Here is an 18,078-nt window from a genome sequence, read left to right as displayed (position 1 = left end):
GCACCTTCACCACATGAGTTCGATGCCATGCGTACCTTCCTCGCCCTCGCCCTGCTGCTGGGCAGCAGCGCCAGCTTCGCCGCCACTCAATGCACCACCGCCGACAAGGCCACCTGGCAGGATCCGGCGGCGTTCCAGGCCACACTCAAGGACCAGGGCTACACCATCAACAAGTTCAAGGTCACCCAAGGCAACTGCTACGAGATCTATGGCTTCGACAAGGACGGGCGCAAGGTCGAGATCTACCATGACCCGGTCTCCGGCAAAGCAGTGAAGACCGAGATCGAAGACTGATGTGCGCGGCCAGCGTGCGGCTGTGGGACCCGCTGCTGCGACTGTGTCACGGATCGTTCGCCGCGGTGTTCGTCGCCAACTACTTCCTCAACGACGAGGGCGAGCGCTGGCACCAATGGCTGGGCTACTACGCGGCGGGTTGTCTGGCGTTGCGTGTGCTCTGGGGCTTCGTCGGTCCACGCAGCGCCCGCTGGGCCGACTTCTGGCCCACGCCGGCGCGCCTGGCGGACCATGCCAAGGCCTTGCTGCGCGGGCAACCGTTTCATCGCCTGGGCCATTCGCCGATTGGCGCGCTGGTGATGCTGGCGATGCTCGGCTGCATCGGCGGTCTGGGCCTGAGCGGCTTTCTGATGCGCGAAGTGGACGCGCTGTGGGGCGCGGACTGGCCGGCCAACCTGCATGCCTGGCTGGCCGACGGACTGTTGGTGCTGGTGTGCGTGCACCTGCTGGCGGCGCTGGTGGAGAGCCTGCGTTTGCGCGAGAACCTGCCGCTGTCGATGCTCACCGGCCGTCGCCGCGTGCCTGACGATCACTGACCGCGAGAGCCTTCATGTCGATGTTCTTCACCTTCATTCGGCGCAATGACAGCGCCGCCGCTTGGCTGCGCCTGCTCGTCCTGGCCAGCCTGAGCTGCGTGCTGCTGCTGGCCGACGATTTCATCCAGCAACGGTTCAGCCCCAACAACCGCGCCGAACTCGAGACCGGCTGGGTGGCTGGGCTGTGGGTGTTCTGCCTGGCCCTGTGGCTGTGCAACCTGCGCGGGCTGGTGGTGGCGATCCTGGCAGTGTTCGCCGGGATGCAACTGCTGCAACTGGCCAACATCAGCTTTTTCGGCGAGCCGCTGAGCGCCATCGACATCCGCAGCCTGCTGCGCGAGCCCGGCGAAGTCGGGCAGACCGCCTGGCACAGCCTGGGCGCGCACTGGCATGCGGCGTTCAGCGTGCTGTTGCCTTACAGCCTGGCGATTGCGCTGCACTGGCAGGTGCCTTCGCGGGTGACCCTGCCCGCCAGCCGCTGGGCGCTGGTGCTGATCGCCCTGGTACTGCTGGCCAAGCCGTACCGGGCCACCTACCGCAACCTCGATTCGTTCACCCCGGGGCCGACCCGCAGTGGGCTGCACAACAGCCTCAATGCCTATTCCGCCTGGGCCGTGCGCCTGGCGCTGCGCAGCGAGCCGAGCCTGCCCCCGGCGCCGTTCGCGCCGTACCGGTTGAGCGCGATCCCCAGCACGGCCAAGCATGTGTGGCTGGTGGTGGCCGATTCGCTGCGCAGCGAGCGCATGGGTGTGTACGGCTACTCACGGCAAACCACGCCCAAGCTTCAGGCCTACTTGCGCGAGCATCCCAGTGCCGTGTTGCGCCCCGGGGTGTCGGCGGGCGTGGCGACCGATGTGAGCTTGCCCTATCTGCTCAACCCGATCCGCGAGCCCGGCCAGGACCACTTGCTGCGCGAGGGCCAGGTCAATCTGTTCCGCCTCGCCCGCCAGGCCGGCCTGCGCACGCACTGGATTTCCTCGCAGGAGTCGCGGCTGCTGGCGCACCTGGGCAGCCGCTACCTGGACGTGTCGATCACCCGCGAGGACCACCCGCTGCGCTTTCTCGAACGTCAGGACCATGCGCTGCTGGAGATTCTCGACCGCCAACGCTTCGCCGAACGCAATTTCGTCGTGCTCAACCTGCGCACCGCGCATCTGCCTTATGCCCAGAACTACGTGCATCAAGGCGGCAAGGTGCCATGGCCGGACCAGGGCGCGCAGGCCCAGAGCAATGCCTACGACAACTCGATCCATTACCTGGACGGGCTGCTCGAAGAGCTGATCGCCCGCTTCGACCAACTCGACGGCGAGCGCTACCTGGTGATCACCGGCGACCACGGCCAGCGCCTGGGCGAGAACGGCCAGTGGGGGCACAACGACCTGGTGCCGGAAGTCAGCGACGTGCCGATGATCGTCATCAGCCGCGACGCGCCGCAGCAGGCGCTGGAGGCGCTGAAGCGCGAACGCTGGATCAGCCACTACGAGATCGGCAAGTGGTTGGCGGCTCGGCTCGGTACGCGCATCGACAACCCCAACCTGCGCGCCAACGAGCACTTCGTGCACGGCAAGCTGCTGTTCAGCGACAACTTCATCCAGCCGGTGTGCGAAACCCCGGCGGGGCTGGTGCACCTGCCGCCGATGCAATTGAGTCAATGGCTGGGCAAGGCGCGGCTGCAGGGCTGTGGGTCGTGAGCAGGGCATCGGGCATGGAATCTCGCCCAGGCACTCCGTAATATGTGTCGGATGACCTGTGGGGGTAGTCTCACCCCCTGATCGAACGGAATCGCCCTCGACGGCGCTTCCCCAGCATAAACCTGACGAGGTACAGACATTGGCCATCATTCATCCCAAGGTACGCGGTTTCATCTGCACCACGACTCACCCCAAGGGCTGCGAGCTCAACGTCCGTGACCAGATCGAAGCCACCCGCAAACTGGGCGTGCGCGAGGATGGTCCGAAGAAAGTCCTGGTGATCGGCGCCTCCAGTGGCTATGGCTTGGCCGCGCGCATCACCGCAGCCTTCGGCTTCAAGGCCGACACCCTGGGCGTGTTCTTCGAAAAACCAGGCACCGAGACCAAGGCCGGGACCGCTGGCTGGTACAACGCCGCCGCGTTCGATAAATTCGCCAAGGCCGACGGCTTGTACAGCAAGTCGATCAACGGTGACGCGTTCTCCGACGAGGCGCGGGCCAAGGTCATCGAGCTGATCAAGAACGAGATGGGCGGCAAGGTCGACCTGGTCATCTACTCCCTGGCCTCGCCTGTGCGCAAACTGCCGCAGACCGGCGAACTGGTGCGCTCGGCGCTCAAGCCGATCGGCCAGCCGTACAAGTCGACCGCCATCGACACCAACAAGGACAGCATCATCGAGGCCAGCATCGAGCCGGCCACCGAGCAGGAAATCGCCGACACCGTCACCGTCATGGGTGGCCAGGACTGGCAGCTGTGGATCGACGCCCTGAGCGGCGCCGACGTGCTGGCCGAAGGTGCGCGCACCGTGGCCTTCAGCTACATCGGCACCGAGATCACCTGGCCGATCTACTGGCATGGCGCCCTGGGCCAGGCCAAGCAGGACCTGGACGAGACCGCGCTGCGCCTGGACAAGAAGCTGGCCGCCGACGTGAAGGGCGGGGCCAACGTGGCCGTGCTCAAGTCGGTGGTCACCCAGGCCAGCTCGGCCATTCCGGTGATGCCGCTGTACCTGTCGATGGTGTTCAAGATCATGCAGGAGAAGGGCGTCCACGAAGGCACCCAGGACCAGCTCGACCGCATGTTCCGTGATCGCCTGTACCGCGCCGATGGCGCCCCGGCCGAAGTCGATGAAAAGGCGCGCCTGCGTCTGGACGACTGGGAACTGCGCGATGACGTGCAGGACGCCTGCAAGGCCATGTGGCCACAGGTGACCACCGAGAACCTGTTCGAGCTGACCGACTACGCCGGTTACAAGAAGCAGTTCCTCAACTTGTTCGGCTTCGAGCGCGCCGATGTCGACTACGACCAGGACGTGGCCACCGACGTGCGTTTCGACTGCGTCGAGCTGTAAGCCAGACGACCATCGCGCCGTCACATGATGGCGGTGCGGTGGCCCTTATTTTTGAAATACCTTGTAACAACTTCCTTGGCAATCCCTGCCGCTTCCCTTGACCTCCCTGTTCTATACAGCAGCTACTGGCCGCTCATTTTGCGCGGGCCACAGGAGCATGCATGGGCGTATTAGAAAAACTACAACAGCGCATCCGTCAGAAAGGCTTCAAGCGTGTGTGCAAGACCCTCTTCGAGCGCTACGTCTTCTTTCACTGGGAATTGCTCTGGACCGAACGTGACCTGACCACGCCGGCGCCCGAACATCGGCTACGCGCCCATCCCCCCGTCACCCGACTCGAAATCACACCGGACAACGTCGAGGCATTCGCCGGCAACTTCGCCGATCGCGTGCAGACCATGGCCGAGCTGGCCCGGGAAGGGCATACGGGTCTGATGTATGTGGACGAGCAAGGGCAGGCGGTCGCGTTCATCTGGGCCAGTACCGGCGACTACCACGACCGCCATTACTACGGCTGCACCTTCGCCATCGAGCCGGGCGAGTACTTCCAATTCGGCGGCGAGATGACCCGGCGCTACTTCGGCAGCGAACTGTCGGTGACCGCCCAAGCCGATATGTGGCAGCTCATGCACGACAGGGGCTACCGAAAACTGGTGGATGTGGTGGAGACGCACAATGTGCCGGCGATGAAGATGCACCTGCGCATGGGCTACCGCGAGCAGGGCCGGGTGACCCATATCTACGGGCTGTTCGGGCGTTGGAAGTTCTCCCGGCAGACGCGCTATCGCGGGGCGCGCCTGGAGGCGTTGCGCACCCCCGGGGTGACGCGGCCGCTGTCGTCCGGTTGAGGGGACAGCCGCCGCGCTTGCCGCCTCAGGCGTTGCGCGTGAGCGGCGGCGCTTCGAAGGTGACCCCGGCCAGGCCGTGGACCATCAGTGCGCGAATGTTGGCGTGGTCGCTGCCTTCGGGCGTGGCCAGTACGCTGCGGTAGTGCTCACCGAACGCCAGCAGCGCTTCCTGGTCGCTCAGACCTTCGAGCAGGGCCAGGCCGAGGGTTTTGCACGAGCCTTCATTCTGCCCGGCGGCACTTTTCACGCCGCCGTTATCGAAGGCCTGGGGCTGGTACTGGTAGTTCGCGGCGATGAAGGCCAGGGTGTCGGCGAAGGCATGTTCGCCGCTGGCCAGACGGCTACGCAAGGTGTTCAGGTCAGTCACGGGGTTTTCCTTGTTCGAACGCCGCTTGCTGCTCGGCGCTGGCTTCTTTCTGGTGGAGGGCTTTCCACTCGGCATAGGGCATGCCGTAGACCGCCTCGCGGGCGTCGTCCAGGCTCAGCTCGACCTGGCGCTCGTCGGCAGCGGCCTTGTACCACTTGGACAGGCAGTTGCGGCAGAAGCCGGAGAGGTTCATCAGGTCGATGTTCTGCACGTCGGTGCGCTGTTGCAGGTGATCGACCAGGCGCCGGAAGGCGGCGGCTTCGAGTTCGAGTTTCTGTTGCTCGGTCATGGTCTTGCCTCAGGTCATGCGGTTCTTCAGATGGCGGCCACCGTTGATGACCACCTGGCTGCCGGTGCTGTACTGGCTGTCGAGCAGGAACATCACGGCCTCGATCAGCGGCTGGGCGCCGGGTTCGAATTCCAGCAGGGCCTTTTTCAGGGTCTGCTGGCGATACTGTTCGTCGCCGCCCTCCTTGAGGATCAGCAGGCCGGGCAGGATACCGTTGACGCGCACCTTGGGCGCGTACTTTTCGGCGAACGACAGCACCATGTTCTGCAACGCAGCCTTGGTGGCGGCATAGCCGATGTGGCTCTTGCTGCCGCGCGAAGACGTCTCGTCGCAGATGTGGATGATGTCGGCCTTGTCCAGTTTGGCCAGGTGCTCGCCAAGGGCCAGGTTCAGGTGGTAGGGCGCTTCGACGTGCAGGCGGAACATGGTGTCCAGGCTCTGCAGGTCGTCGTCTAGCCACAGCGACGCATTGTGGATGATCGCGCGCAGGCCGTCGTAGTGCTGCTGCAGGTGCTCGATCAACGCCAGGCGGTCGGCTTCGCGGGTGAGATCGGCCTGGAATTGCCGGATGTTCGGGTGAGCCGCCTGTGGCTGCAGGCGGCGGCTGGCGCTGACCACCTGATGGCCGGCCTCGGCCAGCGCCAGCGCCAGGGCCAGCCCGACGCGCTGGCTGGCTCCGGTGATGAGGATTGGGCTGTTCATGTGCGGGGCAGTCTGTTCGTCCGTTCGTTCGGGCCCCAGCATACCCGAACTGTGCAGGCTTGCGAGTCGCCCGCTCAGCGGCTGCGCAGGCCGTCGCGCGGTGCCTGCGGCGTGCGGCGCGGCGCATGCAGCCACGCGGCTAGCAGCCGAGTGGACAGGGGGATGAACAGGTACACCATCAAGGGCGTCAGGGCCAAGGTGCTGACCAGCACGCGTGGCAGCAAGGGCAGCGGCGCCAACCAGTGGCCGAACAGCAGGTTGAACAGCAGCGACACTGGGAAGAATGCCAACCAGATGGCCGTGGCCTGCTTCCAGCGCGGCGGCGTGCGCACCGTTTCGGGGCCGAACCAGCCCTCGATGCCGCTCACGCGCCGCTCTTCGGGGCGTTCGAACAGCCCGTCGCCGCGTTGCAGCCAGGCTCGCCGCGAGGCCGAGTGCTCCCAGGCGTGCAGGGTAGGCTCGTCGCTGAAGCGAAAGATGATCTGGAAGGCGTCGTTCTCGGCGGGTGGGGCAAGGATGCCGGAGCCGAGGTAGCCGGGAAAGTCGGTGGCCAATTGCTCGCCTTCGTGCAGCCAGGCCAGCAGGTCCTGGTAGCGGCCATCGGCGGCGCGGCGCGACACCATGAGGGTGACGGGTGCGGTAGACATCGTGTATCTCCTGACGACGGGGCTGGCGGGTAGCCGGCCCCTGGCCTGTGCCCGGGGTGGTGGGCGACGCAGGCTGGTATGCAAGAATCGGGCGCGGAGTATGACAGCCGTCGAGGTGATTGGTCAGGCCGAGGTGCGGGCGTTCAATTCGGGATGCGCCTGCAGGATGTATTCGCGCAGCCGGTCAATTTCATCAGGCGCGCTGTGGGCCAGGTCGTAGGCGGCCAGGTCGGCGTCGATGCACCGGCGCAGCGTGCCGATCAAGGCGATCGGTTGCAGCCCGCACGGGGCGAAGAACAGCTCGAAGCGAGCCGGTGGCGGGCGCTTTCCGCGCACTTCCAGCAGCACCCCTTTGAACGAGATGTCGCGTACCCACAGCGTGCTGGACTTGCCCTGTGCATCGAGCAGGGCCGTGGGCGGGTCCAGCGACAGGCGCCAGGGCCGCAGCCTGGGGCCTTCTTCGTAGATTTCCGGGGAGCCCAGTTGCAGGTGCACCGCGTGGAATTCGTCCTCGACCAATTGCAGGGGAATACTGATCTGCTGGTTGTCCAACTGTGCCTGCAACGTGACCTGCTCGCTGGCCACCAGGCGAGTGAGCAATTGCTGCAGGCGCGGGTCGCCGTTGACCAGCAGGCTCGCGCTAGGCGCTGGCTGGTTCAACTGCGGCACATGCTGCATGTCCTGGATGAAATCCAGCTCATCCTGGGTGAGGAGGGCGTCGGCTGGCATGATCGGGCTCGAATCGGGCGTTTTCACGGAGTTTTATGCAGCCATGGACTGAAAATGCTGGCGAAGGTTCAGGTGGCTGGACAGGCGGTCATCGCGCTCGAACTCCCTACCCAGCCTGAACGACCGGCAGCATTAGGCATTTTCCCGGCGTCGAGTGCTAGTATCCTACGCTTTTACTCGGTTTCGGAATCCTCTGTTGATGAAAGTCGCCATTATTTCCGGCTCGGTGTACGGCACCGCCGAAGAAGTTGCCCGCCACGCTGAATCGCTGCTCAAGGCCGCCGGTCTTGAGGCCTGGCATGCCGCCCGCGCCAGCCTCGACGACCTTCGCGGCTTCGCGCCCGAAGCCTTGCTGGCCGTGACCTCGACCACCGGCATGGGCGAGCTGCCAGACAACCTCATGCCGTTGTATGCCAGCCTGCGCGATGTGCTGCCCGGCGAATGGCGCGGGCTGCCGGGCGCGGTCATCGCCCTGGGCGACTCCAGCTACGGCGACACCTACTGCGGCGGCGGCGAGCAAATGCGCGAACTGTTCGCCGAACTGGGCGTGCACGAAGTGCAGCCCATGTTGCGCCTGGACGCCAGCGAGACAGTAACCCCGGAAGCGGATGCCGAGCCGTGGCTGGCGCAACTGGCGGCGTTGCTCAAAGATTGATCTTCAGCGATCCGCCAGCGGCCCACGCTCGCGCACCAGGTCCAGCCAGGCCTGCGCGGCGTGCGACAGGTAAGCGCCTTGGCGCCAGATGAAGGCGATGTCCCAACGCAGGTGATCCGGTGCCAGCAGCGGCAGGCGTACCACACCATCGCGCTGCAGGCGGCGGGCGACCACGCTGGGCAGCAGTACCACGCCCTGGCCAGCGGCGACCAAGGCGGCGAGGAAGTCGGCCTGGCCGCTGCGCCCCCCTTCCTTGGGGGTGAAACCGGCCTGCTGGCAGGCGCTGAGCAGCTTGTCATTGAGCATGAAGCTGCGGTCGTAGAGCAGGAACGGTGTGTCTGCCAGCTCGCTCAGCGTTACCCCATCGCGCCCGGCCAGGGCATGCCCGGCCGGCAGCAGCGCGTCGAGCGGTTCGTTGCAGAACGGCTGGCGGGCGAATGCCGGGTCGCTCGGCGTGACGCTGCCGCCCAACTCCAGTTCGCCACTGCGCACGGCCTGTTCGACGATACGGCTGCCACCTTCGATCAATTGCACGCCGATGTTCGGGTAGCGCCGCCGGTACTCGGCGAACAGGCTGGCGAACAGCGCTTCCCCGCCGATCACCGGCAAGCCCAGGCGCAGTTCGCCGCGGGCCAGTTGGCTGAGGTCGTCGAGTTCGGTGAGTAAGGCCTGGCGCCCACGCCACAGGGCTTCGCCACGCTCGAGCACGATGCGCCCGGCGGCCGTGAGGTGAAGTTGCGAGCCCTGGCGTTCCAGCAGGGGCTGGCCGAGATCGGCCTCAAGCTGTGCCACCTGCTTGCTCACCGCCGACTGACTGATATGCAGCGTCAGCGCGGCCTGGGTGAAGCCGCCTCGGTTGACCACCTCGATGAAGCTGCGGAGCTGTTTGAAGTCCATCTCTTGAATTCCATTTTGGAATGGTAGGCAGTCTAACAATTCGCTTCTGGCCTGGGCAGCGGCTTTCTACAATGCGCGCATGTCGAGGATCCCACTATGAATCTTTCCCGCTCCACCCCGTTGTTGCGCCTGCTCGGCGAACTCGCCGTGCTGTTCGTGCTGTACCTGATCGGCGGCCGGTTGGCAGCCTGGTCCGGCTGGCCGATTCCGGCCGGTGTCATGGGCATGGCGCTGCTGCTGGTGCTGTTCGCCATCGGCGCCGTGCAGCCCGGCACCTTGCAGCGTGGCGCCGGCTGGCTGATGGCGCAGATGCTGCTGTTCTTCATCCCTGCGCTGATGAGCCTGCTCGATTACGGCAGTCTGGTACGCAGCGAGGGGTGGCGGATTCTACTGGTGATCGCCTTGAGCACCCTGCTGGTGATGGTGGTCACCGCTGCCACGGTGGAACTGGTGTGCCGCTGGAGCCTGCGCCATGAATCTTGAGCCGATGTCGCTGTTCTGGCTGGCGCTGACCTTGCTGGCCTACCTGTTCAGCCGCTGGCTGTACGGGCGCACCGGGCGCTACCTGCTGTCGCCGCTGGTGCTGGTGCCGGTCCTGCTGTTGGCGGTGGCGGTGCCGCTGCACACCGCGTATGCCGACTATGCGCGCGACACCCAGTGGCTGGTCGGCGTGCTCGGCCCAGTGACGGTGGCCTTCGCTGTGCCGATCTGGCAGCAGCGGGCGATGCTGGCCCGGCACTGGCCGGCGCTGTTGCTGGGGATGCTCGCCGGTAGCCTGGCCTCTATCGGCAGTTCCTGGGGCCTGGCGCACCTGCTGGCGCTGGACGATGCGGTCAGTCGTTCGTTGCTGCCGCGTTCGATCACCACGCCCTTCGCCATGCCGATGGCCCACGACCTGGGCGGTGTGCCGGAACTGACGGCTGTGTTCGTGCTGTTCACCGGCGTGCTGGGGGCGCTGTTCGGCGGCGTGTTGCTCAAGGTGCTGCCGCTGCGCACGCCCTTGGCGCGAGGCGCCCTCTATGGCGTTGGCGCCCACGGCGCCGGGGTCAGCCGCGCCCATGAGGTGGGCGGCGAAGAGGGCTCGGTGGCGGGGCTGGTGATGGTGCTCACCGGTCTGCTCAACTTGTTCGCCGCGCCCTTGCTGTTGCACCTGCTGTGACCGTTCGTGCGACTGTCCCGCACGGTCATCAAGCTGGCTGCCAAGGCAAGTTTCGCCGCGTGAGGGCCTGACTAGACTGGGCCTCGACACAGAGAGCACATGCAAGTGCCGAGGTGCAATGCAATGAACGCAGCCTTGTCGTACATCTTCATCGACACCGTCATTACCTGACCAGCGGGACTATTCCGATGCCTTTGGCCGAGATTCCATTGTGCGTCTGGCGTACCCGTGGGCGCAGTTTCATCTTTCGGGGCCAGAGCATTCGTTATTGGACAGCAGGGCAGGGCGCGCCCTTGCTGCTGCTGCACGGATTTCCTACCGCCAGTTGGGACTGGCACTACCTGTGGGCACCCTTGGCGCAGCGCTTTCGCGTGGTGGCGTGCGACATGCTGGGCTTCGGCGATTCGGCCAAGCCGCTCGATCACCGCTACAGCCTGATCGAGCAGGCCGACCTGCAACAGGCACTGCTCGAGCACCTGCGCATCGTCCAGCCGGTGCACCTGCTGGCCCACGACTATGGCGGCAGCGTCGCCCAGGAACTGCTGGCGCGTCACCACGAAGGCCGGGCGAACATCGCCAGTTGCGCCTTGCTCAACAGCCCGTTGTTCCCTGAACTGTGTCCTTCGCCGCTGATCCACAAACTGCTGCTCAGTCCGCTGGGCTGGCTCGTGGCGCGCTCGTTCGGGCGTGACGACCTGGTCGACACGGTCAGCCAGTTGTACGGACCGTGCACGCACCCCAGCGAAAGTGCGCTGGACGACTGCTGGAGCCTGCTGCTGTCCAACCGTGGCACACGCATTCTGCACAAGCTGATGGCTTGGGTGCCGGAGCGTCATCGATACCGGCAGCGCTGGGTGGACGCGTTGCAAGCGCCAGGTGTGCCGCTGCGGCTGATCCAGGGCGCGGTCGATCCGTTGCACGGCGCGCGCGTGGTGGAGCGCTACCGGCAATTGCTGCCCGAGGCCGACGCCGTGTTGCTGCCGGGCATCGGCCACTTCCCGCATACCGAGGCGCCGGCGCAGGTGCTGCGTCATTACCTGGCGTTTCGCGAGCAGCCGTTGAAGTGGCTGCCGCAGCGGGTGGCCTGGTCCTGAGCGCGGCGATCATCGCTGGGTGTTATCGACGGTCATTCAGGGCGAGTGCGCTTGATTGTCCGTCGCCCGGTGCTGACCGACACTCCAGGCTTTCCTGTCCTGCCTGGAGCCATGAGCATGAGCGAGCCGATCAGCCTGCAAGACCGTGTGGTCATCGTCACGGGGGCCGGCGGCGGCCTGGGCCGGGCCCACGCGCGGCTGTTCGCTGCGCGCGGGGCACGGGTGGTGGTCAACGACCTGGGCGGCTCCACCCACGGCGAAGGCGCCAGCGCCTCGGCAGCCGACCGTGTGGTCGAGGACATTCGCGCTGCGGGCGGTCAGGCGGTGGCCAACCACGACTCGGTGACCGACGGCGCGCGCATCGTCGAGCAGGCCCTGGACAGCTTCGGGCGCCTCGACGTGCTGGTGAACAACGCCGGCATCCTGCGCGACAAGACCTTCCACAAGATGGACGCGGCCGACTGGGACCCGGTATACCGCGTCCATGTCGAAGGTGCCTATCGAGTGACCCATGCCGCCTGGCCGCACCTGCGCGGGCAGAACTGGGGTCGGGTGATCTTCACCGCGTCTACCTCTGGCATCTACGGCAACTTCGGTCAGGCCAATTACGCCATGGCCAAGCTCGGCCTGTACGGCCTGACCCGCACCCTGGCCCTGGAAGGCCGCAAGCACGGCATTCTGGTCAATGCCATCGCCCCTACTGGGGGGACGCGCATGACCGAGGGTCTGATTGCGCCGCAGGTGTTCGAGCGGCTGCGGCCCGAGCTGGTCAGCCCGCTGGTGGTGTATTTGGGCAGCGAACAGTGCCAGGACAGCGGCCAGTTGTACGAAGTGGGCGGTGGATGGGTGGGCAAGGTGCGCTGGGAGCGTAGCCTGGGGGTGGGTTTCGACCCGAACGCTGGCTTTACCCCGGAGCAGGTGGCCGAGCATTGGGCGCAGATCGGCGATTTCGACGGCGCCGTGCACCCTGAAGACAGCTTGCAGGCGTTGCAGCAGATGATGGCCAATCTTGAGCGCTATCCCGCCGATCAGTAGCGCCGCGAAGACGAAAAAAAGCCGCTGCACGGGCAGCGGCCAATCGAGACGTCAGATCAAGGAGCTTCAAAATCAACGTCGGTGAACCTGGGACAGGCGAACGACGGAGGGGGATGGTGCCGTTCGCGCGACCCAACGATGCGCAGGATAAGCCTCTGATCCATCGGGAAAAATAGCGTCTTGCGACATTCACCTTTACCTCTGGGGTAAAAGTCGGCAGCGCTTCCCGACTGACTCCTGGCGGCGCGGTGCTCACCATCGCGACTTTCCACAGCGGAGCGTCGGCGATGATTGATTCACTCGGTTTCGAGCTTTTTCCCCAAGGGCCTGATGGTCAGGCGGCGGTCGATACGCAGACGCCGCGTGAGGACCTGCTGCTGGAGCTGGCCAGGTGCTGCTCGCAGGTGCAGCGCTGTTTGCGCACCGCCCCTCATTTGCACACGATTGCTCCCGCGCTTGACGAAGTCGAGGGCCTGGACGCGGCGCGGTCAGGTCGCAGCGCCGCGCTGGCGCAGTGGTGGGCAACCCACTCGGTGATCAAGCTGAACACGGCCTCATTGGCGTCGCTGCTGTTGCGCCTGGTCGATCTCGAAGAGTTGGCCTTCGTGCACACCCGCCAGAGCGAAAGGGAGGCTATCGAGGCGTTGCTGTTGACGCGGGGGGAGGCCTGCGAACTGCAACGGGTGTGGTTGGTGGTGGGCCAGCAGCGCATTGCACTCCCAGGAACCTACGCCGGTATCCATGACCCGGAGGACGACGTGGCGCCGACCGATCTGCTGGTGCACTGCGTGGCCACCGGCGTGTGGTTCGACGCTCAGCCCAAGCGCGTGGCCCGGCACCTGCGGGCCGCGTTGTTGGAGGGCGGCGTTTGGTTCGAACTGCTGAGCGAGGCCAATCGGCAACACCTGCTTGACGCACAGGATTGCGACCTGGAATTCGAACCGCTGGAGCGGTCGCTGTACAAGACGGTGGTGGAGGATCTGGGTCAGGTGCAAGCGATGCTGTCGAGCAGGGCGTTGCAACGGCAGGCCGACACCGTCCAGACTGTCGCCCAGTGGGATGCCGCCGCGCGCCTGGATGCGTTCGTCGCCCAGGCGCAGCAGTATGCCGCCGCACAGATGGCCGCCTATCGCCACAGCCTGCTGCCGCAATGGCGGCGCAACCTGCGCGGCGATGACCTGGAGCGCTATGTCCAGCTCGAACAGCAGATGCTGCAGGCCGAGCAGCAGTGCGTCGCGCATCTGGGGACGCTGGCCAGTGTCGATGCCTACGCGCAGCAGGCCGTGTCCGATTACCTGCAGAAGAACCTGGAGCTGACTCTGGACCCCTCGACGGTTCAGCTCGAAATCGAACGCCGGTTCGCCACGACCGACCCGGTCGCCGACAGTGGCCGCACGACGCTGCTGCGCTGGGCGTTGCGCGGTGGCTACCGGGGCGGGCGTCTGGCGGTCAAGGTGCTCGATCCCCTGTTGGCACCGGCATTGGACGCCGCCAGCATACAGCGCATGATCGACACCCTCGATTTGCGCGTGCGTTACATCGAGGCGCTCAAGCAGTTGTATCAGCACGAACAGACCCAGCTCGACGTGCAAGCCGCCATTGCTGCACGCCTGGCGCTGGCCAGTTGCGCGGCGCGATTCCAAGGCGCGGCTGCCTCTGCCTGCGACCTGATCGAGGCCGCCGCCGCCGACCAGATGGCGCAGCGGGGCATCAAGGCCGGGCTGTTGCGCATCGATCAGGCGACGTCCCCACTCAAGCACCTGCTGTACCTGACCGATGGCAGCACGCATCTGCTCTACGCGCCGGGTTCGCCCGATGGCGATTTTCTCGTCTACCCATCGTTCACCGCGCTGTCCTTGGCCGTGGGAGGCTGGACGGCCCAGGCATCGGGGGTGGAGTACCTGGTGGAGCAATCGGCGCTGGCTGACCGCGAGGCGCTGTCGCGCCAGCTTGCCGAGGTCGTTCGCAAGCCGACGCTGTGGACGCCGCAGACCGTCGACGTGCATTGGATCGATTCACAGGCATGGTCGCAGGTGCTGCACGCCGTGCGCGCGCGACGCTGCCAGGCCATGCCCGAGGATCTGCTGGCGTCAACGCCACCGTGGTACCTCGAGGCGAGCGTCGAGCTGCGCCGAGCGCTCGGCGATACCGATCAAGAGCTGGAACAGGTGTTGGCGGTATACCGCCTCGCGACGCCCATGGTCAGTTTTCAGGACTATGCTCGGCACGAGGTGAGCCAGTACGTCAATAGCTTGCCCGGCAATCGGGCAGGGCACATCGATCCGGACCAGGTGACCGTGCATTTGGACGAGGATCGCAGCCTGAGCCTCACCGAACTGGTCATAAAAGGCCATGACACCAGTTACAACTTCGCTCAGTTTGCACGGATCGATTCCACCACCCGGCTCGGCCAGGATGTTTCGCATCTGGATCGTGTCGTGTTGGCCAGTTATGTTCGCAGCGCCAGGCTCGGTGAGCGCTACATCGAGTTGCTCAAAGATCGCTACCTCGACCCTGCGGCGCCGGACTACACGCGCCAGCGTGAGTTGCACCGGTTGCTGGTGTCGCTGAAGATGCGCCGCGACCTGCTGTGTCAACGGATGCAGGGGCAGATCCCGGAACAGGTCGCCGGTTGGCTGCTCGAGGGCGTCGAGAGTCTGGCCACGCCGCAGATCGCCGACGACTTCGCGGTGGTCGACTTGAGGCTGGACGGCTGTCGGATCGAAGGCGCCTACCGGTTGTACCGCGCCTCCAAACCCGAGGCCGGGGAAGCGCTCTACCTGCCAGACGTCGCCCAGGGTCCGGCCTATCGTTCCCGAACGCACTTGGCCCAACGCTGGCGCGAAGATCGGCTGGGCGATTATTTCTACGCCCGTGCCTCCTGGCGCAATCAGCCCAGGATCGGCAGCCTGCATCAACGGTTCATGCGCGACGGTGATGGGGGCCACGAGGTGGTGATGCGCGCCATTCAGGCTTACCGGGATGAGCCGTTGCGCGACCTGGCCGACGATCTGGCGCCCCGAGTGCGGCGTCTGATCGCCGATGCCGATCGCCATAGCACCAGCGTGGCGGAGCGGGTCTCGTCGCTGGTGGTCGAGTGGGTGATCGTCGCGGCGGGGCTGCTGACCATCCCTATTCCGCCAGCGAACATGCTGGTGGGCATCGGGTGCGCGGTGAGATCGTTCTTCAGTGCGGGGCAAGCCTGGAAAGATGGCGACCGTGCCGCGTTCTACACCCAACTGGGCGTGGGCGCGCTGGGGCTGTTCGCTTCCAGCGGCGCTTTGGGGCGGGTGCTCGGCCGCGTGTCGCAGTCCTTGCGCGGCCTGTTGGGCCAGCAACCGCAGGCGCAGGGCATCGTGTTGCAAAAGGTGCCGTACGGCAAATGGATCGTGCAATTGGCGGACGACTTCGGCGCGGATGCTGCCGCGGAAGTGCTGCCCGCCCTGTACGACGGTTTCGACGACGAATTGCTCAAGCTGGTGGAGCTCAAGACCTGGAACACTTGAGTCAGCGAGACTCGAAGCCCATGCGCCGACTCACTGCCTGAGTAGCCTGGAGCAATTGCACCGCGGCTGGCCCTGCGGCATCGGCATGGAACATCGACGCCGGGCCGACCACGGTCATCACCGCGGCGATCTGGCCGAGGGCGTTGAACACCGGGGCCGACAGGGCATCGACCCCCGGCATCAGCAAACCGTGGACGTGGTGCAGGCCTCGTTCACGGATCTGCGCCAACGGCTCGACGTAGTCTTCGGCGCGTTGCCCCAGTACGGCCAATTCCCGGTCGCGCAACTCGACGGTCTCGCGTTCCGGCAAGTGCGCGGCGAACACCAGGCCGGTGGACGAACTGAGCAGCGGCAGCACCGAGCCGATCTGGGTGACCACGGTGACCGCACGTACCGCCGGCTCGATGTTGACGACCGTCGCGCCCTGGTTGCCCCACACGGCGATGAAGCAGCTTTCGTTCAGTGCATCGCGCAGGTCGGACAAGGGCCGCGCGGCCACCTTGAGCACGTCGATGCTGCCCAGCGCCGCCAGCCCCACGCGCAGGGCTTCGCGGCCCAGGCCGTAGTGGTTGGTGACCGGGTCCTGTTCGGCGAAGCCGCTGGCGATCAGCGCCTGGAGGTACCGGTGGACCTTGCTCGCCGGCATCTGCACATGCTCGGCCAGGCGCGACAGCGCAGTGGAGGGCGACAGCTCGGCCAGGGCCTTGAGGATGTCGGTGCCGACTTCGGCCGAACGCACTTTCTGCTTGGGGTTGTCGGGAGCGGGCGTGTCTTTGGCCATTGTCGGGCGAGTCCGGGAGTCGTCGTGGCGCCTTTATAGCTTGACGCGGGCGTAGCGGCAAATTACGTTATTCGTAATTGGATTACGATAAAAATAATTTTCCAGGGCGTGGGTTGCGCCAACAGTGCTCGGGCTGTGCCGAGCCGAAGCGACACCGCCCGCCAGCGACGGCTCCCCGAGCCCGGAGGCCCTGATGACCCGCGACACCTCTGCCGATCTCACCTACCTGAGCGGCTTCGGCAACGAGTTCGCCAGTGAAGCGCTGACCGGTGCCCTGCCGGTCGGACAGAACTCGCCGCAGAAAGCGCCCTACGGCCTGTACGCCGAACTCCTGTCCGGCACCGCGTTCACCATGCCGCGCAGCGAACTGCGTCGCACCTGGCTGTATCGCATCCGACCTTCGGCGCTGCACCCACGCTTCGAGCGCCTTGAGCGCCAACCCCTGGCTGGCCCGCTCGCACCTGGCAACCCCAATCGCCTGCGCTGGAATCCTCAGCCGATTCCCGACGCGCCCACCGACTTCATCGAAGGCTGGCGACCCGTGGTGGCCAATGCCGAGGCCAGCAGCCCAGCTGGCGTGAGCATCTACCTGTATACGGCCAACCGCTGCATGGACCGGGTGTTCTTCGACGCCGACGGCGAGTTGCTGCTGGTGCCGCAACAGGGCCGACTGCGCATCGCCACCGAGCTGGGCGTGTTGCAGGTCGAACCGCAGCAGATCGCGGTGATCCCGCGCGGCATGAAGTTTCGTGTCGAACTGCTCGACGGCCAGGCCCGCGGCTACATCGCCGAAAACCACGGCGCGCCGCTGCGCCTGCCCGACCTGGGGCCGATCGGCAGTAACGGTCTGGCCAACCCGCGTGATTTCCTCACGCCGGTGGCGCATTACGAAGACCGCCAGGCGCCGGTGCAACTGGTGCAGAAATTCCTCGGCGAGCACTGGGCGTGCGAGTTGCAGCACTCGCCGCTGGACGTGGTCGCCTGGCACGGCAGCAACGTGCCGTATCTGTATGACCTGAGGCGTTTCAACACCCTGGGCACCGTTAGCTTCGACCATCCGGACCCGTCGATCTTCACCGTGCTGACCTCGCCTAGCAGCGTGCAGGGCCTGGCCAACCTGGACTTCGTGATTTTCCCGCCGCGCTGGATGGTGGCCGAGAACACCTTCCGCCCGCCGTGGTTCCACCGCAACCTGATGAACGAGTTCATGGGCCTGATCGACGGCGCCTACGACGCCAAGGCCGAAGGCTTCCTGCCCGGCGGGGCTTCGTTGCACGGGGTGATGAGCGCCCACGGTCCGGATGCCGAAACCTGTGACAAGGCCATCGCTGCCCAACTGGCGCCGCACAAGATCGAACAGACCATGGCCTTCATGTTCGAGACCAGCCAGGTGCTGCGACCCAGCCAGCAGGCTCTCGACAGCGCGCAGCTGCAAACCGACTACGACCGCTGCTGGGCAAGCCTGCCGAGCACCTTCCACCCGAACCGGAGATGACC

General features: G+C 65.7%; 19 protein-coding genes. 12 read left to right on the top strand and 7 right to left on the bottom strand.

Annotated elements, in window-relative coordinates:
- The first annotated feature begins 27 nt into the window (after window positions 1-27).
- From NJ69_RS14150 to NJ69_RS14130, 5 genes are all read left to right on the top strand, one after another.
- Window positions 28-294: a PepSY domain-containing protein gene (locus tag NJ69_RS14150; protein WP_029614391.1), complete on the top strand. Its 267-nt coding sequence runs from the start codon at window positions 28-30 to the stop codon at window positions 292-294.
- Complete coding sequence (locus NJ69_RS14145; protein WP_039580067.1) at window positions 294-830, top strand: cytochrome b/b6 domain-containing protein; 537 nt, start codon at window positions 294-296, stop codon at window positions 828-830. Before NJ69_RS14150 ends, NJ69_RS14145 begins: the two co-directional genes overlap by 1 nt.
- 14 nt (window positions 831-844) lie before the next feature.
- Window positions 845-2,521, top strand: a complete 1,677-nt coding sequence (locus NJ69_RS14140) for a phosphoethanolamine transferase (protein WP_052192114.1) — start codon at window positions 845-847, stop codon at window positions 2,519-2,521.
- A 139-nt stretch (window positions 2,522-2,660) separates the two neighbouring features.
- Window positions 2,661-3,872: an enoyl-ACP reductase FabV gene (gene fabV, locus NJ69_RS14135; protein ID WP_029614389.1), complete on the top strand. Its 1,212-nt coding sequence runs from the start codon at window positions 2,661-2,663 to the stop codon at window positions 3,870-3,872.
- Between the two features lie 161 nt (window positions 3,873-4,033).
- Complete coding sequence (locus NJ69_RS14130) at window positions 4,034-4,720, top strand: GNAT family N-acetyltransferase (protein ID WP_039580063.1); 687 nt, start codon at window positions 4,034-4,036, stop codon at window positions 4,718-4,720.
- A 25-nt stretch (window positions 4,721-4,745) separates the two neighbouring features.
- On the opposite strand, the gene NJ69_RS14125 is transcribed toward NJ69_RS14130, so the two are convergent.
- From NJ69_RS14125 to NJ69_RS14105, 5 genes are all read right to left on the bottom strand, one after another.
- Entirely contained in the window at window positions 4,746-5,087 is a 342-nt protein-coding gene (locus NJ69_RS14125; protein ID WP_039580061.1) for a HopJ type III effector protein, read from the bottom strand.
- Entirely contained in the window at window positions 5,080-5,376 is a 297-nt protein-coding gene (locus NJ69_RS14120) for a DUF1244 domain-containing protein (protein ID WP_039580058.1), read from the bottom strand. The genes NJ69_RS14125 and NJ69_RS14120 overlap by 8 nt, the downstream gene beginning before the upstream one ends.
- Before the next feature lie 9 nt (window positions 5,377-5,385).
- Window positions 5,386-6,078 (bottom strand): dihydromonapterin reductase, encoded by a 693-nt coding sequence (gene folM / locus NJ69_RS14115; protein ID WP_039580055.1) that lies wholly within the window; start codon window positions 6,076-6,078, stop codon window positions 5,386-5,388.
- Between the two features lie 74 nt (window positions 6,079-6,152).
- Window positions 6,153-6,725, bottom strand: a complete 573-nt coding sequence (locus NJ69_RS14110; RefSeq protein ID WP_039580052.1) for an antibiotic biosynthesis monooxygenase — start codon at window positions 6,723-6,725, stop codon at window positions 6,153-6,155.
- A gap of 123 nt (window positions 6,726-6,848) precedes the next feature.
- On the bottom strand, window positions 6,849-7,454 hold the full coding sequence (locus NJ69_RS14105) for a hypothetical protein (RefSeq protein WP_039580050.1): 606 nt from the start codon (window positions 7,452-7,454) through the stop codon (window positions 6,849-6,851).
- Between the two features lie 199 nt (window positions 7,455-7,653).
- Here NJ69_RS14105 and NJ69_RS14100 point away from each other — a divergent pair, with 199 nt between their 5' ends.
- Window positions 7,654-8,109, top strand: a complete 456-nt coding sequence (locus NJ69_RS14100; RefSeq protein ID WP_039580048.1) for a flavodoxin — start codon at window positions 7,654-7,656, stop codon at window positions 8,107-8,109.
- A gap of 3 nt (window positions 8,110-8,112) precedes the next feature.
- Here the strand turns inward: NJ69_RS14100 and NJ69_RS14095 are convergent, their stop codons facing one another.
- Window positions 8,113-9,006: a LysR family transcriptional regulator gene (locus NJ69_RS14095; protein ID WP_039580045.1), complete on the bottom strand. Its 894-nt coding sequence runs from the start codon at window positions 9,004-9,006 to the stop codon at window positions 8,113-8,115.
- 96 nt (window positions 9,007-9,102) lie between these two features.
- Here NJ69_RS14095 and NJ69_RS14090 point away from each other — a divergent pair, with 96 nt between their 5' ends.
- From NJ69_RS14090 to NJ69_RS14070, 5 genes are all read left to right on the top strand, one after another.
- Window positions 9,103-9,489, top strand: coding sequence for a CidA/LrgA family protein (locus tag NJ69_RS14090; RefSeq protein WP_039580042.1), 387 nt, complete (start codon window positions 9,103-9,105; stop codon window positions 9,487-9,489).
- Window positions 9,479-10,165, top strand: a complete 687-nt coding sequence (locus NJ69_RS14085) for an LrgB family protein (RefSeq protein ID WP_039580041.1) — start codon at window positions 9,479-9,481, stop codon at window positions 10,163-10,165. Before NJ69_RS14090 ends, NJ69_RS14085 begins: the two co-directional genes overlap by 11 nt.
- 188 nt (window positions 10,166-10,353) lie before the next feature.
- Complete coding sequence (locus NJ69_RS14080) at window positions 10,354-11,259, top strand: alpha/beta fold hydrolase (RefSeq protein WP_039580039.1); 906 nt, start codon at window positions 10,354-10,356, stop codon at window positions 11,257-11,259.
- A gap of 117 nt (window positions 11,260-11,376) precedes the next feature.
- Window positions 11,377-12,294, top strand: coding sequence for an SDR family oxidoreductase (locus NJ69_RS14075; RefSeq protein ID WP_039580036.1), 918 nt, complete (start codon window positions 11,377-11,379; stop codon window positions 12,292-12,294).
- A gap of 287 nt (window positions 12,295-12,581) precedes the next feature.
- The gene (locus NJ69_RS14070; protein ID WP_039580034.1) at window positions 12,582-15,800 is read left to right on the top strand and encodes a dermonecrotic toxin domain-containing protein; all 3,219 of its coding nucleotides are present in this window, start codon (window positions 12,582-12,584) and stop codon (window positions 15,798-15,800) included.
- A 1-nt stretch (window position 15,801) separates the two neighbouring features.
- Here the strand turns inward: NJ69_RS14070 and NJ69_RS14065 are convergent, their stop codons facing one another.
- Window positions 15,802-16,581, bottom strand: a complete 780-nt coding sequence (locus NJ69_RS14065; protein ID WP_039580031.1) for an IclR family transcriptional regulator — start codon at window positions 16,579-16,581, stop codon at window positions 15,802-15,804.
- A gap of 193 nt (window positions 16,582-16,774) precedes the next feature.
- Between NJ69_RS14065 and hmgA the strand changes: the two genes are divergently transcribed.
- Window positions 16,775-18,076, top strand: a complete 1,302-nt coding sequence (gene hmgA / locus NJ69_RS14060; RefSeq protein WP_039580028.1) for a homogentisate 1,2-dioxygenase — start codon at window positions 16,775-16,777, stop codon at window positions 18,074-18,076.
- Window positions 18,077-18,078: the final 2 nt, after the last annotated feature.

The organism is Pseudomonas parafulva (assembly GCF_000800255.1).
Classification (GTDB): domain Bacteria; phylum Pseudomonadota; class Gammaproteobacteria; order Pseudomonadales; family Pseudomonadaceae; genus Aquipseudomonas; species Aquipseudomonas boreofloridensis.
This window is presented reverse-complemented; position numbering and strand designations above follow the sequence as displayed.